General features: G+C 32.3%; 24 protein-coding genes. 21 read left to right on the forward strand and 3 right to left on the reverse strand.

Annotated elements, in window-relative coordinates; genetic code table 11:
• The first annotated feature begins 7 nt into the window (after positions 1-7).
• The 16 genes from GXK57_RS02075 to GXK57_RS02145 all read left to right on the forward strand — a co-directional run bounded on the left by GXK57_RS02075 (position 8) and on the right by GXK57_RS02145 (position 13,062).
• The gene (locus tag GXK57_RS02075; RefSeq protein WP_160670723.1) at positions 8-835 is read left to right on the forward strand and encodes a MotA/TolQ/ExbB proton channel family protein; all 828 of its coding nucleotides are present in this window, start codon (positions 8-10) and stop codon (positions 833-835) included.
• Positions 811-1,515: an OmpA family protein gene (locus tag GXK57_RS02080; RefSeq protein WP_160670726.1), complete on the forward strand. Its 705-nt coding sequence runs from the start codon at positions 811-813 to the stop codon at positions 1,513-1,515. Before GXK57_RS02075 ends, GXK57_RS02080 begins: the two co-directional genes overlap by 25 nt.
• Positions 1,515-2,003 carry a flagellar basal body-associated FliL family protein gene (locus tag GXK57_RS02085; RefSeq protein WP_160670729.1) on the forward strand — a complete coding sequence of 163 codons (489 nt, stop codon included), beginning with the start codon at positions 1,515-1,517 and terminating at the stop codon, positions 2,001-2,003. Before GXK57_RS02080 ends, GXK57_RS02085 begins: the two co-directional genes overlap by 1 nt.
• A 14-nt stretch (positions 2,004-2,017) precedes the next feature.
• The gene (locus GXK57_RS02090; protein WP_160670732.1) at positions 2,018-2,380 is read left to right on the forward strand and encodes a flagellar biosynthetic protein FliO; all 363 of its coding nucleotides are present in this window, start codon (positions 2,018-2,020) and stop codon (positions 2,378-2,380) included.
• Entirely contained in the window at positions 2,377-3,150 is a 774-nt protein-coding gene (fliP, locus tag GXK57_RS02095) for a flagellar type III secretion system pore protein FliP (RefSeq protein WP_160670735.1), read from the forward strand. Before GXK57_RS02090 ends, fliP begins: the two co-directional genes overlap by 4 nt.
• 11 nt (positions 3,151-3,161) lie before the next feature.
• Entirely contained in the window at positions 3,162-3,431 is a 270-nt protein-coding gene (gene fliQ, locus GXK57_RS02100; protein WP_128212500.1) for a flagellar biosynthesis protein FliQ, read from the forward strand.
• An 11-nt stretch (positions 3,432-3,442) separates the two neighbouring features.
• Positions 3,443-5,272 carry a fused FliR family export protein/FlhB family type III secretion system protein gene (locus GXK57_RS02105; protein WP_160670738.1) on the forward strand — a complete coding sequence of 610 codons (1,830 nt, stop codon included), beginning with the start codon at positions 3,443-3,445 and terminating at the stop codon, positions 5,270-5,272.
• A 20-nt stretch (positions 5,273-5,292) separates the two neighbouring features.
• On the forward strand, positions 5,293-7,359 hold the full coding sequence (gene flhA, locus GXK57_RS02110; RefSeq protein WP_160670741.1) for a flagellar biosynthesis protein FlhA: 2,067 nt from the start codon (positions 5,293-5,295) through the stop codon (positions 7,357-7,359).
• Positions 7,359-8,576, forward strand: a complete 1,218-nt coding sequence (gene flhF / locus GXK57_RS02115; RefSeq protein WP_160670744.1) for a flagellar biosynthesis protein FlhF — start codon at positions 7,359-7,361, stop codon at positions 8,574-8,576. The genes flhA and flhF overlap by 1 nt, the downstream gene beginning before the upstream one ends.
• Positions 8,570-9,430, forward strand: coding sequence for a MinD/ParA family protein (locus tag GXK57_RS02120; protein ID WP_160670747.1), 861 nt, complete (start codon positions 8,570-8,572; stop codon positions 9,428-9,430). Before flhF ends, GXK57_RS02120 begins: the two co-directional genes overlap by 7 nt.
• An 11-nt stretch (positions 9,431-9,441) precedes the next feature.
• Complete coding sequence (locus tag GXK57_RS02125) at positions 9,442-10,080, forward strand: PilZ domain-containing protein (protein ID WP_160670750.1); 639 nt, start codon at positions 9,442-9,444, stop codon at positions 10,078-10,080.
• 13 nt (positions 10,081-10,093) lie between these two features.
• A complete protein-coding gene (locus tag GXK57_RS02130) occupies positions 10,094-10,819 on the forward strand; it encodes a FliA/WhiG family RNA polymerase sigma factor (RefSeq protein WP_128212506.1) in 726 nt (241 codons plus the stop codon).
• Positions 10,820-10,832: 13 nt separating this feature from the next.
• Entirely contained in the window at positions 10,833-11,300 is a 468-nt protein-coding gene (locus GXK57_RS02135; protein WP_160670753.1) for a hypothetical protein, read from the forward strand.
• A gap of 77 nt (positions 11,301-11,377) precedes the next feature.
• The gene (locus GXK57_RS26810) at positions 11,378-11,500 is read left to right on the forward strand and encodes a hypothetical protein (RefSeq protein WP_275051650.1); all 123 of its coding nucleotides are present in this window, start codon (positions 11,378-11,380) and stop codon (positions 11,498-11,500) included.
• Entirely contained in the window at positions 11,497-12,270 is a 774-nt protein-coding gene (locus GXK57_RS02140) for a flagellar hook-basal body complex protein (RefSeq protein WP_160670756.1), read from the forward strand. The genes GXK57_RS26810 and GXK57_RS02140 overlap by 4 nt, the downstream gene beginning before the upstream one ends.
• Positions 12,271-12,282: 12 nt before the next feature.
• Positions 12,283-13,062, forward strand: coding sequence for a flagellar basal-body rod protein FlgG (locus GXK57_RS02145; RefSeq protein WP_160670759.1), 780 nt, complete (start codon positions 12,283-12,285; stop codon positions 13,060-13,062).
• A gap of 281 nt (positions 13,063-13,343) precedes the next feature.
• Here the strand turns inward: GXK57_RS02145 and GXK57_RS02150 are convergent, their stop codons facing one another.
• A complete protein-coding gene (locus tag GXK57_RS02150) occupies positions 13,344-14,984 on the reverse strand; it encodes a putative manganese-dependent inorganic diphosphatase (protein WP_160670762.1) in 1,641 nt (546 codons plus the stop codon).
• A gap of 165 nt (positions 14,985-15,149) precedes the next feature.
• Between GXK57_RS02150 and GXK57_RS02155 the strand changes: the two genes are divergently transcribed.
• Positions 15,150-17,699, forward strand: a complete 2,550-nt coding sequence (locus GXK57_RS02155) for a calcium-translocating P-type ATPase, SERCA-type (RefSeq protein WP_160670765.1) — start codon at positions 15,150-15,152, stop codon at positions 17,697-17,699.
• A 164-nt stretch (positions 17,700-17,863) separates the two neighbouring features.
• Here GXK57_RS02155 and GXK57_RS02160 read toward each other — a convergent pair whose 3' ends face one another.
• Positions 17,864-18,286, reverse strand: coding sequence for a hypothetical protein (locus tag GXK57_RS02160; protein ID WP_160670768.1), 423 nt, complete (start codon positions 18,284-18,286; stop codon positions 17,864-17,866).
• A 686-nt stretch (positions 18,287-18,972) separates the two neighbouring features.
• Between GXK57_RS02160 and GXK57_RS02165 the strand changes: the two genes are divergently transcribed.
• From GXK57_RS02165 to deoC, 3 genes are all read left to right on the forward strand, one after another.
• Complete coding sequence (locus GXK57_RS02165) at positions 18,973-19,926, forward strand: DUF4003 family protein (RefSeq protein WP_160670771.1); 954 nt, start codon at positions 18,973-18,975, stop codon at positions 19,924-19,926.
• Between the two features lie 165 nt (positions 19,927-20,091).
• Positions 20,092-20,472, forward strand: a complete 381-nt coding sequence (locus GXK57_RS02170) for a hypothetical protein (RefSeq protein ID WP_160670774.1) — start codon at positions 20,092-20,094, stop codon at positions 20,470-20,472.
• Positions 20,473-20,662: 190 nt separating this feature from the next.
• A complete protein-coding gene (deoC, locus tag GXK57_RS02175; protein ID WP_160670778.1) occupies positions 20,663-21,337 on the forward strand; it encodes a deoxyribose-phosphate aldolase in 675 nt (224 codons plus the stop codon).
• A 153-nt stretch (positions 21,338-21,490) separates the two neighbouring features.
• Here deoC and GXK57_RS02180 read toward each other — a convergent pair whose 3' ends face one another.
• Positions 21,491-22,411: a WG repeat-containing protein gene (locus GXK57_RS02180; RefSeq protein ID WP_160670781.1), complete on the reverse strand. Its 921-nt coding sequence runs from the start codon at positions 22,409-22,411 to the stop codon at positions 21,491-21,493.
• A gap of 434 nt (positions 22,412-22,845) precedes the next feature.
• Here GXK57_RS02180 and GXK57_RS02185 point away from each other — a divergent pair, with 434 nt between their 5' ends.
• Positions 22,846-25,140, forward strand: a complete 2,295-nt coding sequence (locus tag GXK57_RS02185; RefSeq protein ID WP_160670784.1) for an AAA family ATPase — start codon at positions 22,846-22,848, stop codon at positions 25,138-25,140.
• Positions 25,141-25,186 lie beyond the last annotated feature (46 nt).

Consider the following 25,186-nt stretch of genomic DNA (forward strand, 5'->3'; position numbering starts at 1 on the left):
GTAAGGCATGAAAAAGTTAGATTCGCTTACTTTAATAGGGCTGTTTCTTGGCTTGATAATGTTGATCTGGGGCATGAGTAGCAGCGCAGGAATTAAAATGTTTTTTGATCTGCCTTCACTAATGATAACCATAGGCGGATCTTTCTGTGCATTACTTATAAACTATTCCATAGATGAAATAAAGAAAATAGGAAAAATATTTATGGCATCCACTAGAGAGGTGGCCTATTCAAAAATAGAGATTTTAAAGCAGTTTACAAATATATCTAAAAAAGCTAGAAGAGAAGGCTTATTATCTTTAGAGAAAGACTTAAGTACCATGGATGATGAGTTTCTTAAAAGTGGGCTTAGGATGGTCATAGATGGAATTGAACCGGAAACAATAAAAGAGATAATGGATTTAGAGATCGATGAGGTTTCTGAAAGACATATAAAAGGTGCCAATATATTTAAGACGTGGGGCAATTATGCACCTGCTTTTGGTATGATTGGTACATTACTTGGTCTTGTAAGGATGTTAGGAAGTTTAAGTGATACTAGTACCTTAGCATCTGGAATGGCAAAGGCTCTTATGGCAACATTTTATGGAGCGGTATTGGCATATGCAATACTTAATCCTATAGCAGCAAATTTAAATTATAAAAATGAAAAAGAAGTGTCAGCAAAAGAGATGATCTTAGAGGGGATATTAGCCATACAGTCAGGGGTTAATCCTAGAATAATAGAACAGAAGTTGATAAATTACCTTTCGCCTGAGGAAAAATCAGAGTACTCAAAGGGAAATTTAAATGCAAAAGGAGCTTTTAACCAATGGCTAGGAAGAGAAGAAATTTAAATAAGGTAGAAGTAAGAGAAAATCAGTGGTTTACTACTTTTTCTAGTACTATAACTGCTTTACTAATATTCTTTGTTATTCTATATGCATTCTCTACTATGGATCAGGGAAAAATAGAAACAGCTTCTAAAAAGGTTCTAAGTGGCAAAAGCACTTCAGGTAATGGGCAGAGTACTTCTGCTTTAGATAATACTAAAGAAAGTTTAAATGCAAAAGCAAACCTTAATGCTTTGTATGAAAACGCAAATAACTTTATAGAAGAAAATAAGTTGGGGGCTTCGGTAGAGGTTTTAAAAGATGATAGTGGAGTTTTACTTCAATTGAGAGACAGTACTCTTTTTGAAACCGGAAAAGCGGATCTTATTCCAGAAAGTAAAAGTCTTATGGAAAAGTTAAGTAAGCTATTGAAGTCAGTTCCAAATAATATAATTGTTGAGGGGCATACTGATAATGCTCCAATAAATACATATAGGTTTCAAAGTAATTGGGATCTTTCTGCTTCTAGAGCAGTAAATGTTGTTAAATTCTTTATTGATCAAGGAAATATTAATTCTACTAGATTAACCGCTTCTGGTTATGGTGATGCTAAACCATTAGTTGATAACTCTACACCAGAAAATAGGGCTAAAAATAGAAGAATAAACATTTTGATAGTAGCAACGGAAAGGGAGAAGAAGTAATGGCTGAGAAAAAAGAGAAAAAAGCAAAAAAAGAAAAGTCAGAAAACCCTGGGGGGAAAAGCAATCTTATTATTATAGCTTTACTAGTTCTTATATTGATTGGGATAGGAAGCTTTGCAGGATTCTATTTTTATCAAAAAAGTAAAAGTGCTACACCTGAGACTAAAGTGGTTGTAAAAGTAGAACAAACCTACTTAGAATTAGGTGAATACACAGTTAATCTAAGCGATGATAAGGAAAAGCATTATCTTAAGGCAAAGCTTTCTGTAGGTTATGATAAGACAAATAAAAAGCTCGGAACAGAAGCTACAGAAGACCTTATTGCGCTTCAATCAACAGCACTTGAATACTTGCAATCTAAAAAAGCAGAGGATTTTAAGTCCACAAATTTAGAAAATGTAAAAAAAGAACTTATTGATAACCTTAATAAAAGAGTATCACAAGGACAGTTTATAGAGGCATACTTCCAAGAACTTATAGTACAGTAAGGGATGATTATAATATGGAATTATTTTTTATTATTATAAAGTTGGTATTTGGAGTAGTACTTACTTTATGCTTGGTATTAATATCTTTAAAACTTACTGGAAACAAGTATAATAGCTTACAAAAAGGCAGATATATAAAAGTAATAGAGAAGATTCAATTATCTAAAGAGATATCAATAGTACTTCTTCAGACAGGAGATAAAGGTTATGTTATGAGTTGTTCCCCACATAGTACTGAAAAACTTGAGGAACTTGATGAGGAGACAATGAAAAGCATAATTGCAAATAAAGAGCAATATGGCCAAGAGATGATGAAGAAGTACTCTGATATGATAGGAAATATAAAGATAAAAGGATTCAAAGGAAAAATAAAATGAAATATAAAAAAAAATACATATTTATTCTAATATTAGCTTTTGCTTTTGTTGGACTTGTAACTTATAAAGCACAAGCAGCTCCACAGGACACCCCTGTGCCAAACATAAATTTTTCTGTTGGAGGATCAACCAATCCTAAAGATTATGTATCAAATATAAGATTGCTGGTAATGCTTACACTAATTTCAGTGTTACCATCTTTTCTTATCATGATGACCAGCTTTACAAGGATTGTGGTGGTTTTCTCTTTCCTAAAGAATGCCATTGGAGCACAACAGTCTATACCTAACCAAGTTTTGATTGGGTTGGCATTATTTTTGACTATATTTATTATGCAGCCAGTGTATAATGATATTAACACCAATGCTTTGCAACCTTATTTCGACAACAAGATAACTCAGCAACAGGCTATAGATAATGGTTCAAAGCCATTAAGGCAGTTTATGCTTAAACAAACTAGACAAAAAGATTTGAAACTTTTCATAGAAGCAGCAAAACTTGATGAAACAAAAGTAACTAAAGATAATGTTCCACTATATGTTGTGGTTCCAGCTTTTGCAATCAGTGAGCTAAAAACGGCATTTCAAATTGGCTTTTTGATTTTTTTGCCATTTTTAATAATAGATATGGTAGTATCCAGCGTATTAATGTCCATGGGTATGTTTATGTTACCACCAGCTATGATCTCTCTACCATTTAAACTTCTTTTATTTGTATTGGTAGATGGATGGTACTTACTAGTGAAATCGTTAATTTTGAGTTTTTCTTGAGGTGAGTTATTATGAGTGAACAATTAGTTATAGGAATAATAAAAGATGCATTAACAACTGCATTATATCTTTCAGCACCTTTTTTAGTGGTTTCACTAGTGTTAGGTTTATTAATAAGTATTTTTCAGGCGTCTACTCAAATACAAGAGCAGACACTTACTTTTGTTCCAAAACTTGTAGCTGTTGCAGCGATAGGATTATTATTAGGTAGTTGGATGTTAACGCAACTTATGTCTTTTACAGAACGTATTTTTCAACTTATATCTAATATAGTTCATTAAGGGTGATAAGATTGATTGATACAGCATATTACTTAGCTACTTTCTTTATATTCTTAAGACTGGTAACATTCTTTACGATAATACCTAATTTTTTCCCTTCGGGAACACCTGCAACCTTTAAAATATCTTTAAATGTAATATTAGCGTTTATACTTGTAGGCACTGTAGATATAGGTGCCGTACAAAATATCCAAAGCAATTATACTATTATAATTTATGCATTAAATGAGGTTATGACAGGAATAACCTTGGGCTTTGTCACATCTATGATATTTTACGTTGTGGAGATGGCAGGAAGCCTTATGGATCAACAGATAGGTCTAGGCATGATTTCTATGTTTGATCCAGTCACAAAGAATCAATCAACACTTCTATCCAGAATTTTATACTGGCTTGCAATATTGATATTTTTTATAGTAGATGGACATCACATGCTGATAAGAGAGTTATCTAGTAGTTATAAAGTTGTAGCAATAGGAAAGAGCATTATATTCCAGGACAGCGTAATGACTATAATAAACTCCTTTACTCAGTATTTTATAATAGGATTGAAAATTGCAATACCAATAGTATTGATAATAATAATAACAGATTTAACTATGGGTCTAATATCAAGAACAGTACCTCAGTTAAATATTATGATACTTGGCATGCCAATAAAGATGCTAGTGGGCATGGCTGCATTTATGATAGCTCTTCCAATGATAGCTAAAGCTATGGTAGCTGCCTTTAGTTATTTGCCTGATGTTTACAAAGGCATATATAAGGCTATCCCCCTAGTTTTGATATTTGCAGCAGAAGATAAAACAGAAGAAGCTACTCCTAAAAAGAAATCTGAAGCTCGTAAAAAAGGACAGATTGCTCGTAGTAAGGATGTAAACCTAGCTATGACATTAGTAGCTTGTACACTTGTAATAGCTATTTTAGGAGGCTATGTATCTACTGATTTGAAGTATAATCTAATATATTTCTTGTCAAATAACTTTCACCAAGAGATAAACATAAGCTACCTAAACGGACTATCCCTAATGGTGGTATACAGGATACTTAAGGATTTGATCCCTATAGTTGTACCTATAATGGTTATAGGTATAGTATCTTCTATAGCACAGAGTGGTTTCTTATTTACAAGTGAACCTCTAAAACCTTCTTTAGGAAAACTTAATCCATTAAAAGGATTAAAGAATATGTTCTCTAAAAGAAATTTCGTTGAGTTAGGCAAAAACTTTATAGTAGTTTGTGTGTTGTCATATATTGGCTACGATTTTGTAAAATCAAATTACATGGAGATTATAAATATAGGCAATATATATTTGCCATCTCTAGGTGCAGAGTTTAAAAGGCTTCTACTAAATATATTTATGAAAATAACTTTAGTTTTAGTTGTAATAGCTGCAGCAGACTATTTTATGCAGAGAAGAATGTACAGTAAAGAAATGAGGATGTCAAAGCAAGAAGTTAAAGAAGAGTTCAAGCAGATGGAAGGAGATCCTCAGATAAAAAATAAAATAAAGCAAAGACAAAGAGAAATGGCAACAAAGAGAATGATGCAAGCAGTGCCAGATGCTACAGTAGTTATTACAAACCCAACCCATCTAGCAATAGCAATAAAGTATGAGGAGGGGAACATGGAGGCACCAAGAGTACTAGCAAAAGGTGCTGATAATGTAGCTCTTAAGATAAAGGAAATAGCAAAAGAGAATGATATTCCTATACTAGAGAATAAACCTCTAGCCAGGCTTATATATGAGCAGGTAGATGTAGACAGAGAAATACCAGCAGATATGTATCAAGCGGTAGCAGAGATTCTAGCTTTAGTCTTTAAGATGAAAAAGAAGTAGGAAAGGGATGAGGTTAATTTATGGAAGGAACCAGTAAAAAGTTAAGCTTAAAAAAGAATCTAGATGTACTAGTTGCTTTAGGTGTTATTGGAATCATATTAATGATAATAATACCTTTTCCAGCAGGTATGCTAGATGTACTAATAGCTCTTAATATAACCTTGTCAGTGGTTATAGCACTAATAACAATGTTTACTACCAATGTATTGCAGTTATCAGTTTTCCCAACATTATTGCTAGTTACAACGCTTTTTAGACTAGGACTCAATATATCCTCTACTAGACTTGTACTTACAGGAGGATATGCAGGGCAGGTAATAGATGCCTTTGGTGAGTTTGTTATCAGGGGTAACTACGTTGTAGGTATTATAATATTCTTAATCATAATGGTAGTTCAGTTTGTTGTAATCACTAACGGTTCTGGAAGAGTATCAGAAGTTGCAGCTAGATTTACACTTGATGCTTTGCCAGGTAAGCAAATGAGTATTGATGCTGATTTAAATGCAGGAATTATAGATGAGACAACTGCAAGAAAAAGAAGAGCAGATCTTCAAGCTGAAGTTGACTTTTATGGAGCCATGGATGGTGCGTCTAAATTCGTTAAGGGAGACGCCATAGCTGCTATAGTAATCACAATGATAAATGTTCTAGGTGGAATAATTATCGGAGTAGTTATGATGGATCTTCCAATAGCAGAAGCAGCTCAAAAGTTCGTTAGACTTTCTATAGGTGATGGTCTTGTGAGCCAGGTGCCAGCGCTTTTAATCTCTACAGCTTCTGGTATATTGGTTACTAGATCTGGTAATTCAGAAAACTTTGGTTCTGTTCTTTCTAAACAGTTAACAGGTTTCCCTATTGTTTTAGGACTTGCTTCAGCACTAATGTTATTCTTAGCTTTAATCCCTGCTATGCCTAAGGTTCCATTTTTAATAATGGCTGCAGGCTTTGGAGCAGCAGCATATGCTTTATATAAAGATGAGCAAGCTAAGATAGTAAGAGAAATCGTACAAGAAGAAGAAGCAATAGCAGAAGTAGAAAGAAAAGAACCTGAGAATGTTATGACCTTAATATCTGTTGAACCTATGGAAGTAGAGATCGGATATGGTCTTATTCCTCTAGCGGATGAAAGCAATGGAGGAGATTTACTTCAAAGAATAGCTTCAGTAAGAAGACAATGTGCTATTGAAATGGGTATTGTTGTACAACCTATTAGAATAAGAGATAATCTCCAGCTTAAAACTAATGAATATGTTATAAAGATTAGAGGAACAGTAGTAACAAGCTCAGAAATGATGCCAAACATGCTTTTATGTATGGATCCAGCTGGTGAGAATGTAGATATTCCAGGAATTAGAACCATAGAGCCTACATTCGGACTTCCAGCTATGTGGATAAATAAAGATCAAAGAGAAGATGCTGAAATTAAGGGATTAACAGTAGTTGACCCAACCACAGTTATGGTAACTCATCTAACTGAAACAATTAAAGCTCACTCATATGAATTATTAGGCAGACAAGAAGTTAAACTAATAGTAGATAATACAAAAGAAAAGTATAGTGCAGTTGTAGATGAATTAATACCAGATTTAATAACAATCGGAGAATTACAAAAGGTATTGCAAAGTCTTTTAAGAGAGAAGGTTCCAATAAAAGATATGGTAACCATTATGGAATCCTTAGCAGATAACTCTAGAAATACTAAAGACATTGAGCTTCTCACTGAATATGTTAGATTTGCATTGTCAAGAACTATATGTAATCAAATAATTGATGAGAACAGAAGAGTATCTGTTGTAACCTTAGATCCACAAATAGAAGAGGTTATAGCAAGTAATGTTCAGAAGTCTATTAACGGCTCTTTCCCTGCAGTGGATCCAGATACTACAACGATAATATTTAATTCTATAAAGAATACTTTAGATTCTGTTTATTTTTTCAACAATCAACCAGTTATTTTAGTATCCCCTAATGTGAGAGCTCCTTTCAGAAAGCTTATTGAGATGGTATTTCCTCATGTTATGGTAATATCTCTAAATGAGATTCCTAATGACGTAGAGATTAGAACTGAAGGAGTAGTGACGTTTTAATGTTAATTAAAAGATATATGGTAAAGAGTATGAATGAAGCTATGACGAGGATAAGATACGAGCTCGGAAAAGACGCTGTTATAATAAGTCAAAGAAAAATAAAAAAGCCTGGTTTTTTTGGATTATTTTCACCTAGGATGATTGAAGTAACAGCTGCTGTAGAGAATTCATCAAAAAAGGATAATACTGATAATAAAAAGCAAGAAAACACTTTAGAAAACTCGATTGAAAGTATTAAAAAACTGATGAATGATCAGATTTCCAGCTCTAAAGCCAGCCAAAGTTATAGTTCAGAAAGAAGAAATGAAACTGATTATTCGTATAAAAGAGAAGATATCAGAGATGTGAAGGATACACCAAAAAATCAGTATCCTTCACAAAGTAATCAAGATTATTTAGTAAAAGAAATGAGAGAGATGAAAAGTTTAATCACCAAGGTTATATCTGGAGAAGATGCTAAAGAAAAGCCCTATGAAAATCTTCGAAAAAGCCTTATAAATAATGATATAGAAGAAAATTTAGTGGAGAACATAATAAAGGACATTCCCCTATCTGCAGAACAAGATGAAAACACTTTAAAAGAAGCAATAGAGAAGCGTATAGCTGTAGAAAATGTTGATTTGAAAGGCCCTGTAGTCTTAGTAGGACCTACAGGAGTAGGAAAGACTACAACTATCGCAAAACTTGCAGGAAGAATGGCTCTTATTGAAAAGAAGAAAGTAGGACTAATAACCGTAGATACATATAGAATAGGTGCTGTAGACCAGTTAAAAACTTATGCTGAAATCATGAATCTAGACTTTAAAGTAGTTATTACTACTAAAGAGATGGAGGATGCAGTAAAGTCCATGGAACACTGTGATGTAATCCTTATAGATACCACAGGAAGAAGCAGTAAGAATTCCATGCAGATATCTGAACTTAGAGCTTTTGTTCAAAAGGTGAATTCAGATAACATACATTTGGTTATAAGTGCTACAACTAAAAATAGGGATATAAAATCCATAGTAGAAGGGTTCAAAATCTTAAATTATAACCATGTTATAATAACTAAATTAGATGAAACCTCTGTATATGGCTCAATTTTAAATATATTGCAATTAGCAGATAAGCCTATAAGCTTTATGACCACAGGGCAGACCGTGCCAGATGATATAACTATTTTTACAAAAGAAAAGATAGCTAAGCTCATTATGGGGGAGGATAATATATGTTAGATCAAGCTGAGAGCCTTAGGAAGCTTGCGCAGAGTAGCAATCCTTCTTTATCAAAAAAAGGAAAGATAATAACTATAACCTCCGGAAAGGGAGGGGTTGGAAAAAGCAACTTTGTAGTAAATCTAGGGATTCATATGCAAAAGATGGGCAAAAAGGTATTAATTTTTGATGCTGATATAGGAATGGCCAATGATGATGTTTTAATGGGAATATCTTCGAGGTATAATATATTTGATGTAATAAATAATAATAAAAATTTAAATGATGTTTTGGCTACAGGACCATATGGAATAAAGTTATTACCAGGTGGATCAGGACTTAATAAAGTAGAAGATCTTACTGAGAGAGAAAGAGAGGTATTCTTAAACAAAATCTCTCAGATAGAAGATTTCGACTATATTTTCATGGATACCGGAGCTGGTATTAATAGAACCGTATTAGCATTTATATCATGTTGTGATGAACTTATTGTTATAACTACACCAGAACCTACATCACTGACAGATGCCTATAGTCTTCTTAAGGCAACTAGCCATTTTAAGATAAAAAATAAGGCAAATATAGTTGTTAATAAGGCACTTAACTATAAAGAAGGTGAAGATACTTTTTCAAAATTTGATAACGTAGTCAATAGATTTTTAACTATGAAATTAAACTATCTAGGATGCGTGTTAGATGATAGAAAGCTAGTTCAGGCTGTTAGAGAGCAAATGCCATTTATAGTAAGATATCCATCTTCTGATGCTGCAGGATGTATTCAAGATATAGGTAATTCTCTACTTGGAGCGGCGTCTAAGGATGATGGTACTGGAGTTCAAGGATTATTTAAAAAGATATTTAAGATGTTTTCGTAGGGGTGAAGTAAATGGGCAATTTAGCTTTGGCAGTAAACAACAGACTTGATGTACTTTATGAGGAAAAGATTTATAAGTGTCAGGTACAGGACTTGGAAGAGAATTTCTTCAATATAAACATTCCTGTATCTGAGGGTGAGTATCTTACAGTTCCAAGAGGTATAGACTTAGAGTTTATGAGTTTTTGTGATGATGGAGATGTATATAAGTTTAAATCTACTATAATTTCTAGATCACAAGAGAATAATATATCTATGTATGTAATGGCAAATCCCTTTGAAATTCAAAGAATTCAAAGAAGAGATTATGTTAGAGTAAAGGTTGCTCAAATAATAAATTACATAACTGGAGATTATTCTTTAGCAGATATAGATGAACTCAGATTGAATAATGCTATACTGCTTGATTTAAGCGGTGGAGGCATGAGAGTAAAGGTTAAGGAACAGATAGCTAAAGGAGATAAGATAATATCTCAGCTTAAATATGGTACTCAAGAACTATTTGTTAAGGGAACAGTAGTTAGAGTGGAAGCTACAGAAGATAAGAAATGGATATATGGTGTTGTGTTCGATGAAATAGATGAAAGAACAAGGGATAGAATTATTAGAATGGTATTCGATATAATGAGAAAACAAAGAGAACTACTCTAAAGGAGGAACTTATATGGCAGTGCAAGGTGCTTTAGCGTATAGAGATAAGATAGTAGAGAAATACATACCACTGGTTAAATACATAGCATCTAGAGTTATTCTTGGAAAGAGTAAATACGTGGAATATGATGATTTAGTTGGGTACGGTATGGTAGGTCTTATGGACGCTATGAATAAATTTGATGAGAGCAAGGGAATGAAGTTTTCAACTTATGCTTCTATAAGAATTAAAGGTGCTATGATTGATGAGATAAGAAGAAACAGTCCAATTTCTAAAGGCGCTATGGATAAACTTAATAGATATAATGAAGCTATAGACTCTCTTCAAAAAAGCTTAGGCAGGGAACCAGGCAATGAGGAAATAGCTAAAGCACTAAATATGTCCTTAGAGGATGTAGGCGAAGTAGAGAACTATATAAACTACATATCAGTTGTATCCTTAGAAAATATAATATTTTCTGAAGACGATGATATTTCTATTATGGGAATTATTGAAGACAAGAACAGTCCTAGTCCAGAAAAGACTTTAGAAGAAAAAGAAGAGGTAGAAGTACTTAGTAAAGCTTTAGGGCTTCTAAATGAAAAAGACGGTATAGTGTTAAGTTTATATTATTACGAAGGTCTGACGCTTAAGGAAATAGGCAAGGTACTAGAGGTATCGGAGTCTAGAGTATGTCAATTACATAGTAGAGCTATAAGAAATCTTAGAGCAGCGATGAAGAAGCTTCATTACATATAAAGAGGTTGTTAATATGCCATTTGTACTTATTATTATTGCAATTTTGCTTATTGTGATAAACTATAGAGCTTTAAAAAAAGAAGATAAGTCCTTCGATAAAATTCTTGGAGAAAGAGAAGAAGGCGTTAATGATCATGATATAGAAATAGCTAAACTTAGAAGAGAGTTCAGTGAGACTATATTAGAGTTGCAATTAGAAATAGAAAGATTAAAAGCTATAAAGAACAGTTCAGAAGATAACGATAATAGAATAGATATATTAGATTTGGATATTGATACTGATGATGAAGACCATACTGAAGCTAAAGTTGAGCATAATGAAGAGACTGAAACAAAAAATCCAAGTAAGAATGTGATTTCTGATAAAGCAAGAGCAGTTAAGGAACTTTTAGACAGAGGTTTTACAGATGATCAAATCTGTGAAGAGCTTGCTATAGGAAAGGGGGAAGTACTATTAATAAAAGGATTATACAGAAAATAAGAGAGATATTCCTATTTTTAGCAGATAAAAAGTTACTAATTGGAATAGGTATAGGAATTTTAATAGGTACTTTCTGCATGTTTGGATATCAATATAACAGAAGTATGTCTAGAGCAACCATTGAAGAAAAGGCTAGAGGGTATGGTATGATATATGAGGATGAAAGCAAAGTAATATTTAATAAGGATGTGAAAAAGTGATTAGAGGTTTATATACTGCTGTAAATGCTATGGTAACTTTAGAGGCAAAGCAAGATGTTATTACAAGTAATATGGCAAATGCAAATACCAATGGATACAAATCTGAAGACCTTAAGGTGAAAAAGTTTCAAGATGTATTAATTCAAAATAAGGATAAGGTTGTAGCTGGCCAAAATGTAAAAAATACCATAGGAAGCTTAAGTCTTGGAGCAACTATTGATGGAACAGATGTTAAGTTTACACAAGGTGATCTTTCAAGTACAGATAAAGATACTGATATGGCCATTGATGGAAGAGGATTCTTCTCAGTAAAAAGAGGCAATAATACATATTTTACTAGGGATGGACAGTTTAGAGTTAATACAGCAGGATATTTAGTTACTAGCGAAGGTGATAGTGTTCTTGGAAGAAATATAAAAACTGGTGCAACTGAACCAATTAATGTGGGCAATGGAGGCTTTAACGTTGATAACAGTAATAATGTTATTGTTAATGGGGCTCCTCAGTATAAGATTCAGACTGCCGATTTTAATGACTACAAGAATCTAAAAAAGCTTGGAGACAATCTGTATGAGGCAAGTGAAAATCCTAATTACAACGCACAGGTAAGTGTAAAACAAAAGACTCTTGAAAAATCAAATGTTAACATAGTTAATGAGATGGTGAATATGATGACCGTTATGAGAAGCTTTGAAACAACTCAAAAAGTAGTACAAACTATGGATGAGACTTTATCAAAGGCTGCTAATGAGATAGGTTCAGTGAGATAATAGGAGGTAAACATGTTTAGAGTTTTATGGAATGGTAAAAGCGCGATGCTTGCAAACCAAGAAAAGCTAGACTCTATATCCAATAACTTAGCTAATGTTGGTACTACAGGCTATAAACGTGTAGATGTTTCTTTTAAGGACCTGGTTAAGGAAAGTTTAGATAGACAAGGATATCCTGTTAGTGATAAGAACTCTTTTACTGGTACAGGAGTAAGGACTTCTTCTTGGGTTAGAGATAATACTCAAGGGCAGTTACAACAGACAAACAAAGCTTCTGATATGGCCTTAGATGGAGAAGGATACTTTAGAGTTAAAAAATCTGATGGGTCAGTGGCCTATAGCAGAGATGGATCCTTCAAGATTGATTCCTTAGGCAATTTAGTTGATTCAAAGGGAAATAGACTAGATGTAGAATATGCTGCAGGCTACAATAAAGATAATGTATCTCTAGATGAGAGAATGAGAGATGATAACTTTAGAATAGATTCTAAAGGTACTATCACTTTAAAAGGTAGTAATGTTACAGTGGGACAAGTTCCTATATACACTGCAACAGGAAGCGATGCTTTTACTTCTGTAGGAGATAATCTTTATGTTCCTAAAGATGGAGCTCAGGTATTAAAAAGTAATAATGTGGATGTACTTCAAGGATATCTAGAAAATGCTAATGTAGATGTAGGTAAGGAATTTTCAGATATGATTATAACTCAAAGAGCTTTCCAGCTTGGATCGAAGGCAATAACTACTGCAGATGAGATGTGGGGTATGATCAATAACTTAAAGTCAAGGTAAGGTTAATTCTTTACCTTGACTTTTTTTACTGTCTATTAATACCATATGAAGACTAAAACCTTCGCGAAAGTATAATGGAAAATCATATCTTTTTCGTAGAAAGGTAAGCTTTATTACTAGTTAAAACTAGTAATATCAAAGGCTTAAAATAGCTATTTAGGGTAAAAAGTAAAAAATAAAATCATGTTGCCTGCCAGAATTTCTCCACATACGTTCAGAAAAGTCAGATGCGCAAAAAAAGCTAACAAATTAATGTTAGCTTTTTTAAATCTTACTAATTATTATAGATTTGCAATGGCATTAGTTACTGGTGGGATAACTTGCTTCTTTCTTGAAAGAACTCCAGGAAGATAAGCAGTGTTATCAACAAGCGTAACGTTGAAAGCTCTTTCAGCTATTTCAGGCATTTTACCTGCAACTAGCAGCTGAGAACCTTCATTTATTATGTCTGTTAAAAGAAGCATTATTACCTTTAGTCCAGCTTCTTCTCCTTTTCTTTCCATGTAAGCAAGCATTTCATCCTTCAATGGCATAAAGCCTTCTATATCCATTGTATTAACTTGCGCTACACCAACCTTTATTCCTTCTATATTGAAAGGTTTAAAGTCTTGGTTAAAGATTTGTTCAACAGTTTTTCCTTTTAAAGAAGTACCAGCTTTAAACATCTCTTTAGCATAAGCTTCTGCTTCAATTCCAGCTATTTCAGCTAACTTTAGGCAGATTTCCTTGTCTACTGGAGTGCAAGTTGGAGATCTAAATAGTAATGTATCTGATATTATTGCACTGGCAAGTAATCCAGCAGCTTCCTTTGATGGAGTAAGTCCATTTTCAAAGAATCTCTTAGCTACTATTGTAGAAGTACTTCCTAGAGGCTCATTTCTAAAGTATATTGGATTACCAGTTTGTATATCAGCAACTCTATGATGATCTATAATTTCTAGTATCTCTGCATCCTCAAGTCCATTAACAGATTGACCTCTTTCATTGTGGTCAACTTGAATCACTTTCTTTTTATGGTTAGAGATTAAGTGATATCTTGAAATGCTTCCAACTACTTTGTTTTCCGCATCTACTACAGGATAGCTTCTGTATCTTGTTTCTGCCATAACATGCTTTATATCATCTGCTAGTTCATCTGTAGAGAAGGATACTAGGTTATCTTTAGCCATAACATAGCCAACAGGAACTGATTGAACTATAAATCTTGAAGCAGTAAAGGAATCGTAAGGAGTTGATATTACTGTAACTCCATTTTCTCTTGCTTTTTCAAGAAGTCTTTCGTTCATCTTGTGTGATCCTGTAATTATTATTAGAGAAACCTTTATATCTATAAGAGTTTCTTGAGTTTCAGCTCTGTCTCCAACTATAGCGATATCGCCAGTTGAAACAATCTCCTTCATAGTATCAGGTTGCATTGCAGCAACAACAATTTTACCAGGATAAACCTTAGCTTCTTTGTTTATGTATTGTGCTTCTGCAGATAATGCATCTAATACATTTTCTATAGGAGTACTGCTTTTTCCAAGGATGCAATTGTCCCAAGTATCCATATAGCTAGAAGTCAAGTTTGCTGTTGAAAGAATACCTGCTAAACGCTTGTGAGAGTCAACAACGGGGATAGACTTAACATTGTTATCCTTCATCACATTCCAAGCTTGTTTTAATGACACTTCAGCAGTAACTGATTCGATTCTATCGAAATCTAAATCCTCTACCTTAAGTTTAACTGTTTCTAAAAATTCTGGTTTTTCTACTCCAAAATAATTTAATACGAATTGAGTTTCTTGATTTGGTTCTCCAAGTCTTACTGGAATAGCAGGGATCTCTCCGCTTTTGTTCTTAAATTCTGCATACCCTATAGCTGCGCATATAGAATCTGAATCAGGATTTTTGTGACCAGTAACATATATAACGTCTTTCACTGAAATAATCCTCCTTTGTGATAATTTATTATACTTATATATTCTAATAGTTAGGACATAAATTGTAAAGATTCTTACTGTAAAGATATTATTTACAATGTTCTAACTTATAGCATGGCTACATATATTATTATAGATGTTACAGAAAAAAGGGGGAACTGAAGTGTGATACAGGAAAAGGAACTTATAAGAGGACTATCTTCTTCTGAGGCAGAAAGAAGAATTAAAAATTTTGGCTTAAATGAACTAAGTCATAAAAAAAAGGTCTCTCCTGTGATATTATTTTTATCCCAATTCAATGATTTTATGGTTTGGGTTCTTATAGGAGCGACTATAGTATCAGGATTGATGGGAGAAAAAGCAGATGCTATAACTATTTTAATAATAGTTATAATCAATGCTATTATGGGTTTTATACAGGAATTTAGAACAGAAAAATCATTGGAGGCACTAAAATCCTTAGCTGCGCCTACCTGCAAGGCATATAGAGATGGTAACATAAAAGTTATCAACGCTAGATTCCTTACGATAGGAGACATAGTGGTGTTAGAATCCGGTGACAGAGTTCCGGCAGATGGAGAAGTAGTGGAATGTACTGGATTGATGGTGGACGAGTCCCTTCTTACAGGAGAGTCCGTAGGTGTAAACAAAAGTACAAATAAAAAAGATAATAGTGTATTTATGGGCACTAACGTGTTAAAGGGAAAGGCATTTATTAAAGTTACCCAAATAGGAATGAACACAGAAATGGGTAAGATAGCTAATTTACTTCAAAACATAGAAGAGGAGAAGTCTCCTTTAAAGGAAAGACTAGAGTCTTTAGGAAGAGTTTTAGTTATTCTATGTATAGTAATATGTGCTGTTGTTACCGTTATGGGAATAGTAAGAGGAAATGATTTGACTGAGATGTTCCTGTTAGGTATAAGTCTTGCAGTTGCAGCTATACCTGAAGGATTACCTGCTATAGTTACTGTAGCGCTTGCTCTAGGGGTATCTAGAATGCTTAAGAGAAATGCACTGGTAAGAAAGCTACCAGCTGTAGAGACCTTGGGATGTACATCTATAATATGCAGTGATAAGACTGGAACCTTGACTCAGAACAACATGACAGTAAAAGAAGTATATATGAACGGAAAGATATATAACCTCAATGAAGAAAAGCTTCCGCCAAACTCTATGCTAACTAGATCCTTTGTGTTTTGTAATGATTGCAATTACAACTTTGAAGAGAAAAATGTGGACAAGGCTCTCCATGGAGATCCAACTGAGACAGCTCTAATAAAGCTTTATTTTAAAGAGGTTGGAGCCTTAAGAGGATTCTTAGCTGGAGGACACAGGGTATTTGATATTCCTTTTGACTCTACAAGAAAAATGATGAGTGTAATAATGAAGGAAAACGGAAGAGAAATATGCTATGTAAAAGGGGCACCTGAAAGACTATTAGATAAATGTAACTATATATATGAAGATGGAAAAGTAAGACCATTAACTTTTCAGAAGAAGAAGCAAATTGTGTCCTTTGTAGATTCTATGTCCAATAGGGCTCTTAGATGTATCGCTGCTGCATATAAGGATACTAATATTCAAAGGGATGATTCACTTGAGACCAATCTTACCTTTTTAGGAATAGCAGGAATAATAGATCCGCCAAGGTTAGAGGTAAAAGATGCAGTGCTAAAATGTAGATTAGCTGGAATAAAGCCTGTTATGATAACTGGAGATCACCAGAATACGGCTTTTGCTATAGCTAAAGATCTTAACATATGTTCATCACTAGATCAAGTAATCACTGGTGAAGAACTTGAAAAAATGAGCGATAAGGAGCTTTATAGTAAGGTTAATAAGATAAGGGTATTTGCTAGAGTAAGTCCTAATCATAAACTTAGAATCGTTAAGGCTTTTAAGAAGAATGGAAATATAGTAGCTATGACAGGTGATGGAGTAAATGATGCACCAGCTATAAAAGAAGCAGATATAGGAATATCTATGGGTATATCTGGTACGGATGTTACTAAAGAGGCATCATCCATGATATTAATGGATGACAACTTTGCTACAATAGTAGCAGCAGTAGAAGAGGGAAGAGTTATATACTCAAATATAAGAAAGTTTATAAGATATCTACTATCCTGTAATCTAGGAGAAGTACTTACCATGTTTTTAGCTTCAATATTCTCACTGCCAACTCCACTGGCACCAATTCAAATACTATTTGTAAATCTAGCTACAGATGGACTTCCTGCTATAGCGCTAGGTGTTGATCCAGCAGATAAGGATATTATGAAGCAAAGGCCTAGGGAGAAGAACGAAAGTGTTTTCTCTAGAGGTTTAACTGAAAAGATAATGGTAAGAGGAACGCTTATTGGTATATGTACTTTATTCTCCTTTATGGTAGGTATGTATTATAAGTGGAGTCTTGATACAAGCAGAACTTTGGCTTTATGTACTTTGGTTATGTCTCAGTTAATTCATGTTTTTGAATGTAGATCAGAGAGACACTCTATCTTTGAAATAAAATTCTTAACTAATCCTTACTTGGTGGGAGCAGTTGCTGTTTCTATAACAATGATGGTATCTATAGTTTATATGCCATTCTTCCAACTGCTATTTCATACAACACCACTTAGTGGAGGTCAGTGGCTTATAGTTTTATTCTTCTCTGGAGTTATAGCATTTATAAACAGTGTATACCTATATATAAAAGTGAAAAAATAACTGAGTTTGAGAGTATTATTGAAATTTAATAATTTTGTAGAGTATACTTTTTTATAAGGAGTACGTTGGTAGAACTCAAAGTATGAGATTACTAACCATTAAATTTCAACACAGTACCTAAATAGAATAAAAAATAAAAGAATTGCGATATTATCGCAATTCTTTTATTTTGTTCTGGTAACTTGTTGCTGCCTAGCTTTTTTTATTTGTGAGTGGTCTACTGGGAACAAATCTTTCTTCGTCGTAAAGTTGACTACATTCATGATAGTAATTACATCACCAGTTGCTTTTGATTTCTTATCACCTTTACCTTTTAATCCTTGAACTAAAACGTTATGACCTTGATTTACTGCTATAAACTCAGGTTTTTTAAACCATCTATTTTTCTTATAAGAACACTTAATTACTGCTTTACTTCTTTCTGGTCTGATTATTAGTGTAGCTGCTAATGTATGGAATATCCAAAGAATAGTCTTTTCTTCAACCTTAGCTGAGATAACTGTTCCTTGAAATTGAGCCATTCTATCACCATACTTTTTTATGTATGAGTCAGTATAATATTTTGATAGTTTTTCCTTAAAACCCATGGTTAAAACCCCTTTTCATATATTATAAGTCCATTTTAGCTTTTAATTTAAAACTCTAACTTTAAATTGACATCTTTACCAATATAAGTTTCCTTTATGATTATATAAAGTAGTTAAATGGAAAATTAATATTTTAGTTCACAAAAAAATAACTATTTTCACATAATTTTATTCATATATTTGCAATAGAATAATAATATGAGTTATAAATTGATGAACTAAGAATAAAGATATATATGAGTTGAGTTTAATATAAAAAATTATAAAACACAATAAACAACTAGTATTATAGCATATAATCAATGCTAATAAAATACTAAAGTGCAAAATCACTAGGTATAGTTTATTATAAGCAAAAACTTAGGTTAATAATCAGAATTTTTTATTTAGAAGTATATTAGAAATTGCCAATGACCTACTTAGAATTATTTTTTATCTCCAATTTGTAATGTAATAACGTATACATTATGTTAAATTAGATATGTATATTGGTGTTAGTAGTAAAAAGTCGATAAAGCTAACTTCTTCAGTACGCCTTTTGCACATATACATTTATGAACAGTAAAAAATAATTCACAGCATTGTTACAAAATATTAATTGCTATTAAGGGAAAAAAATTATAATATTATTATAGGATATTAAATAACTCTTAAAATGATAAGCTAAACTAAGATGAGGTAAATTTATGGATAAAATACTAAAAAAACATGTTGATACAATGAAAAATGATTATTTAAAAAGTAAAGATAAATTAAAATATGATGGTGATCTGCTAAATCACTTTGTAGCGTTAGTGCTGACAAATTCTAATAAAGAATTTAATTATGATAAGATTAGAACCATAAGAAAATATATTAAAGATAAAACAAGTTGGTTTTCGACCTTTAGAGGAAATAATCTATATATTATTTCTATATTGTTATCGTTAAAAAATGACTGGAAAGACAGATTTGAAAGAATATTAATTTGGGAAGATAAATTAAAAGAAGAAGGATTCATTGAAAGCCCTTATTTATCAGTAGGTATTTGGATATTAACTGATTATTTCGAGGATGAAGAGCTGTATACGGTTTCTTTAAGAATGAAACAGGTTTTTGCTTTAATAAAAGATAGGTACTCAAACGTTACTTCTTCAGATGATTATATAATGTGTGCTATTCTAGTGTCGCTAGGACTTGATAATAGAAAAAATATTGATATAGCTGATAAATGTTATGATAAGATAACCTCAGAAGATATAATTAGCAATAATGGTGCTCAGACCTTGTCAAACATAATATGTACTGATCCAGAAAATTATATTAATAATTTAGATAAGGCTATAGAAATATGCGAAATAGTAAGAGGTAGTGTTGGTAGTGTACAACCACAATATGCTGGGATAATAGGCATTGCTTCTATTCTAGTACATGATGTTAATAAATTTATGAGAGAAGTGCAAACTGTAGAAACTTACTTAAGTGAGACCCATGAGTATGAATTTTTTATGGATAAAAGCTTTAGATTGATGATTTCTATGTTTATGGTTATAATTAGTAAGAAACATTTCGGAGACGGATATTTGAATTCAATTATAGCTCTTACCATAAATTACTGTTTAGTAAGCCAGCAACAAGCTATGATATATAATGCCAATTAAAGAATTCCTATATAGAAACTTAATTTATACTTGACTTAAAACCCTGGCTTTTGAGGATTTGTATGCATGTATCAATCAATAGTTGAGTTAGGAGTTCTAGAAATAAAGATAAGCTTCTTGCCAAAGGTTATTAATTGGTAAGGAGTTTAAGGAACAGGAGAAAAGATGAAAATTAACTTAAGAACTTATAGGGTGGTTTTTCTAACTATTCTCTTTCTAGAAGTAATATTTATGAGCGGAATATATTTTTATAAAATGCTCAATGTACCAGTTTTATCTGACATATTTCCTACGGATAGTCAAGCTATAATACTTAGTATTTTGTATGGTATAAAGTTTTTTGTTTTGATATTTGTTGTATTTAAGGTGAAAAGCTTTTATAAGTTTTTTGTGGTGCTAAGTGCAGTGATAGCATTTTCTGTAGTTTTCTATGAGAGATTTAGCTTAACGGCATTTTTAGTTGAAGGTGTGTTGATTATTATAAGCTTTTTAGGTATAGTATGCTCTTATGAAAACAAAGCTACTGCTAAAAAGAATAAAAAGTAAGAATAAAAAAGAAAATTATGGCGCCTGTTAGAATTTCTTCACGTAGGGTCCAAAAAGACAGAAGCGCAAAAATCTCACTGAAGTATCTAGAGTACCCTTGTTCAGTGAGTTTTTTATGTAGACGAAAACTTCTTAGAAGTTTATAATTAACTAGAATATTAAAGAAACCTTTTTATAATAGGAGGAAGAAATGAATAAAGAACAATTAGCAAAAATGATCGATCATACTTTACTTAAACCAGAAGCTACTAAGGCAGGAATAGAAAAGCTTTGCAAAGAAGCATTAGAGTATAAATTTGCCTCAGTATGTGTTAATCCTTCCAATGTAGAACTAGCAGCAAAGCTATTAAGGGGAAGCGAAGTAAAGGTTTGTACAGTAATTGGATTCCCTTTAGGAGCAAACACTAAAGAAGTAAAAGCTTTTGAAACAAGTGATGCAATACTTAAGGGCGCTACTGAAGTTGATATGGTTATAAACATAGGCAAGTTAAAAGATAAAGACTACGAATATGTTAAAGAAGATATAAAGGCTGTAGTAGATGCAGCAAAAGGTAAAGCGCTTACAAAGGTAATAATTGAGACTTGTTTATTAACTGATGAAGAAAAAGTTATGGCTTGCAAGCTAGCAAAAGAGGCAGGAACTGATTTTGTAAAGACTTCAACTGGTTTTTCAACTGGTGGGGCTACTGCAGAAGATATTAAATTAATGAGAGACACTGTAGGACCAGAATTAGGTGTTAAAGCTTCTGGTGCAGTTAGAAGTCAAGAAGATGCTTTAAAGATGATAGAGAACGGAGCAACTAGAATAGGGGCATCAGCTTCTATAGAGATATGCGAAGGAAAAGTATCAAATTCAAATTATTAAGATAGGTCTATTTAAAATACACTGTTGAAATTAAGCGTATGTAGAAAACTTATTTATATACAGTGGAATAAGACATATTATACGAAAGGAGTACTGAAGAAAATTACTTTAGTGCTCCTTTTTTTACTATTAAGCAAAGTGTAAAACTTTTTGTTACTTTAAGTTTTCTGGCTTATAAATCCAGGAACCATCTTTTCTAATATATCCCCAAACACCTCTATACACAACCAAAGCTACTCCATTATGAAAGCTATGTGCCACATTAAATATTGGATTTATAACAAATTCACCTTGGGGATTTATAAAGCCAAAACCTACATTGTAATAGCCAGCAGCAGATAAACCTTCAGAAAAGTCCTCTGCATAATAAAAATCATCCTTAATTATTTCGTTACCAAACCTATCTATGAAGCCAATTCCTCCATCAGGATTTATAGTGACCTTAGCATAGCCGTTTTTAAAGCTTTCAGCATAATAGTATTTTGGAGTAATAACAAACTCGCCAGTTTTATTTATAAATCCCCATTTACCGTCTACTCTAGCACAGGAAAGTCCTTCTGAGAAGCTGTAGGCAGATTGAAACTTGAAATCAATAACTTCTTCTCCGTCTCTGTTTATAAAACCAGCAGTATTATTAAGTGTAGCAACAGCATAGTCTTCTGAAAAGTTTGATATATTGTCGTACTTAGGGGCTATTATATAATCTCCTTGCTTATTAATTATAGCAGCCTTGTCTCCAAGTTTAACAGAGGCAGTACCATTTCCAAATTGACTTGCATAGGAATATATTGGCTCAATAACAAATTTTCCTTCACTATTTATATAACCTGAGGTTTTATCTAAAGTTACACAAGCAAGTCCTTCATGAAAGTCATCGTAGAAACTTGCGTCTAGTTTTATTACCATTTCATTGTTTGTATTTATATATCCTTTAGTATTATCTAAAGTTATAACATGAGCTAAGCCTTCAGAAAACTCGTTTGCAGAGGTATAGACTGGTTCAATAACAAATTTTCCATCATTATCGATAAAGCCATAGCGGTTGTCAATATTAATTAAATATAATTCGTTCAAAATAAGATTCCTCCATTTTGTTAAATATGTGCTTAGTTTTAGACATGCTATATTATCAGGAGTTGAAATCCTTATAATTTATATACAACTTAATGTTAAGATTTATATTTGAAAATCAATTCTCAGAAATCATAGGAAGTTTTTTTAATATATTTGTCATGAAAGTAATACATCATTATATATAATTATATTTTTATGAATGCCACCAATCAATACATAAATTGGAAACTAGTTGCCTTTAGCTGTTAGAGTAATGAAAGTATAATATTTAAACAATGTATAATTCTGATGAAAGTTGATGAAATAAATTGGTAAAATTTATACCTAAAATTAAAAAAATAGAATATTAATATAGTAGATTACTTTATAGAGGAGGAAACTACTCTAATAAATTGGAAAAAGATTTGCCTTTTGCAATTTTTGAGTGGGACATTATGAAGAGAGAGTTAACTCCACAAGAGGTTATTTACAATGTTGATTTTAGTCAAGCTTCAAAAGCAGCAGATAAAAGATTTATACCAGAATATGCAGAAGTTTATAAGAGTCTAGAAACAGCTCTTAGGATTGAAAAGCAAGGGTTTAATGTTTATCTTATAGACTTGTTTTCAAAAGACAAATTAGAAAATATAATTAATTTCATTGAAGATATCTTTGTGAAAAAAGCTCCACCAAAGGATATATGCTATGTTGTTTTAGAAGATGATAGATATCCTAAGCCTTTATTCCTAAGTAATGGAAAAGGAAAGATTTTTAAAGAGAGATTGGAAGGTATAAAGAACTTCTACCTTGAAAAAGTTTTTGCTTTTTACAATTCGTCATCCAATAAAGAGAAAGAAAATATAATAGAGGAAATTCAGAAGAAGAGAAGTGATTATATTAGCAGTCTTGTTGAAATGGCAAAAACTGAAGGGTTTGATGTAAAGGCTACAACCAATGGCTTTGCTTTCATACCTCTTAAAGAGGGAGAGGCCATGACAGAAAAAGAATATGACGGGTTAGAAGAAGTATCAAAGGATCAAATAGTAACAAAAGCAAGTAAGCTTAAGTATGGAGCTGAGGATGTTTTAGAACAATTAAAGGATATAGAGTTAAATTCTATTGATAAAATAAAAAAGATATTTAAACAGTATCTAAACGAAGAGTCTAAGGATATAAAGGATGATGTATTTAAGGAATTTATTGAAGAGAAAGAAGCTTTAGATTATCTAAATAAAATATGTGATTTGATTGAAAATGAAGTCATAGAGAATTATTCTATGAACTATGAAGAGGATATAGAGAAGATAGAAGAACTAGCTAATAGGCTATTGATAAATTTGCTAGTAGATAATAAGGAAGTAGAACATCCAAAGGTTGTTTTTGAAGAAGATCCTAGCATAACTAGTTTGATAGGAAGTATAGAATATGAAAACCATAATGGTGTATATACTACTGATATATCTCTAATAACTTCAGGTTCGTTACTAGAAGCCAATGAAGGATGTGTTATAGTAAGAGCAAGTTCACTGCTTAACAATCCAGGAAGCTATTATTACCTTAGAAAAACCTTGATGAGCAATAAATTAAGCTATGATTATAATAGAGGTTATTTGGAGTTCTTAGCGCTTAATGGGCTTAAACCAATGCCTATAGATATAAATGTGAAGCTTGTTATAATTGGTGACAGCGAAACTTATGATCTTTTATATACCTATGATGAGGACTTTAGAAATCTATTTAAAATAAAAGCTCAATATAATCCCTATGTAAGTATAAATGAAGAAGTAAAAATATCATTAATTTCTATAATAAAAGAGATAAAGGAAAAAAATAAACTTCTTTTAGTTAGTAATGAGGCTATAAATGAAATAGGGAAGTATCTATCAAGAAAGGCTCAGGATAAAAATAAGTTATTTATCGATGATGAGGAGATAAGCAGAATACTTATTTTATCAAATGATATTGCAAAAAAAGTAGATAAAAGAATAATAGGAAAAAATGAGATAATTTCAGTAGCTTACAATGAAGAGCTTATAGAAAAAGAAATAATTTCTATGTTCAAGGAAAGAAAAATGATCATAGATGTTAAGTCTAAAATAGTCGGTAGTATAAATGGTCTATCTGTTTTAGACACAGGCTATTACAGCTTTGGGAAGCCTACTAGAATAACCTGTATATGTCATAAGGGAGTTGGAAGAATAGTCGATGTGCATAAGGAAAGTAACTTAAGTGGAAGCATTCATGCAAAATCCATAGATATATTAAATGGTCTATTAAATAGGCTAATAGATCCTTATTCTAGGATCCCTGTAGATTTTCATGTTAGTTTTGAGCAAACCTATGGGATGTTAGAGGGGGATAGTGCATCTATAGCAGAGATTGTCTGCATGCTTTCAGCCTTAAGCAAGGTGCCAATAAAGCAGAATATAGCTGTAACTGGTTCCTTAAATCAATTTGGTGAGGTTCAACCAATTGGAGGAGTAAATGAAAAGGTAGAAGGCTTCTATAAGGTGTGCAAAGCTATAGATAATGTATATGGAAAAGGAGTTATAATACCATCTAGTAATATTAGTGACATAGTACTGAACAGCGAAGTAGAAAAGTCTATTGAAGATGGTGAATTCCATATTTATGCTATAAATGATATAGATGATGCTATACAGATACTTATGGCAGAGGATACATGTACCGTTGAAGATATACTGAGTTCTATAAAAAGTGAGATAAATGCATATAACAAATCAAAATAATAAATGAAATTTATTTGCCTTCTAGATTTTTTCTCATATGTATTGG

It is taken from the genome of Clostridium sp. C8-1-8 (assembly GCF_009928445.1).
Classification (GTDB): domain Bacteria; phylum Bacillota; class Clostridia; order Clostridiales; family Clostridiaceae; genus Clostridium_AR.

Bases quoted from the DNA above. Each gene is read 5' to 3' on its own strand.
- GXK57_RS02075 (WP_160670723.1), top strand. From the start codon at position 8: ATGAAAAAGTTAGATTCGCTTACTTTAATAGGGCTGTTTCTTGGCTTG.
- GXK57_RS02080 (WP_160670726.1), top strand. From the start codon at position 811: ATGGCTAGGAAGAGAAGAAATTTAAATAAGGTAGAAGTAAGAGAAAAT.
- GXK57_RS02085 (WP_160670729.1), top strand. From the start codon at position 1,515: ATGGCTGAGAAAAAAGAGAAAAAAGCAAAAAAAGAAAAGTCAGAAAAC.
- GXK57_RS02090 (WP_160670732.1), top strand. From the start codon at position 2,018: ATGGAATTATTTTTTATTATTATAAAGTTGGTATTTGGAGTAGTACTT.
- fliP (WP_160670735.1), top strand. From the start codon at position 2,377: ATGAAATATAAAAAAAAATACATATTTATTCTAATATTAGCTTTTGCT.
- fliQ (WP_128212500.1), top strand. From the start codon at position 3,162: ATGAGTGAACAATTAGTTATAGGAATAATAAAAGATGCATTAACAACT.
- flhA (WP_160670741.1), top strand. From the start codon at position 5,293: ATGGAAGGAACCAGTAAAAAGTTAAGCTTAAAAAAGAATCTAGATGTA.
- flhF (WP_160670744.1), top strand. From the start codon at position 7,359: ATGTTAATTAAAAGATATATGGTAAAGAGTATGAATGAAGCTATGACG.
- GXK57_RS02120 (WP_160670747.1), top strand. From the start codon at position 8,570: ATGTTAGATCAAGCTGAGAGCCTTAGGAAGCTTGCGCAGAGTAGCAAT.
- GXK57_RS02125 (WP_160670750.1), top strand. From the start codon at position 9,442: ATGGGCAATTTAGCTTTGGCAGTAAACAACAGACTTGATGTACTTTAT.
- GXK57_RS02130 (WP_128212506.1), top strand. From the start codon at position 10,094: ATGGCAGTGCAAGGTGCTTTAGCGTATAGAGATAAGATAGTAGAGAAA.
- GXK57_RS02135 (WP_160670753.1), top strand. From the start codon at position 10,833: ATGCCATTTGTACTTATTATTATTGCAATTTTGCTTATTGTGATAAAC.
- GXK57_RS26810 (WP_275051650.1), top strand. From the start codon at position 11,378: ATGTTTGGATATCAATATAACAGAAGTATGTCTAGAGCAACCATTGAA.
- GXK57_RS02145 (WP_160670759.1), top strand. From the start codon at position 12,283: ATGTTTAGAGTTTTATGGAATGGTAAAAGCGCGATGCTTGCAAACCAA.
- GXK57_RS02160 (WP_160670768.1), bottom strand. From the start codon at position 18,286: ATGGGTTTTAAGGAAAAACTATCAAAATATTATACTGACTCATACATA.
- GXK57_RS02165 (WP_160670771.1), top strand. From the start codon at position 18,973: ATGGATAAAATACTAAAAAAACATGTTGATACAATGAAAAATGATTAT.
- GXK57_RS02170 (WP_160670774.1), top strand. From the start codon at position 20,092: ATGAAAATTAACTTAAGAACTTATAGGGTGGTTTTTCTAACTATTCTC.
- deoC (WP_160670778.1), top strand. From the start codon at position 20,663: ATGAATAAAGAACAATTAGCAAAAATGATCGATCATACTTTACTTAAA.
- GXK57_RS02185 (WP_160670784.1), top strand. From the start codon at position 22,846: ATGAAGAGAGAGTTAACTCCACAAGAGGTTATTTACAATGTTGATTTT.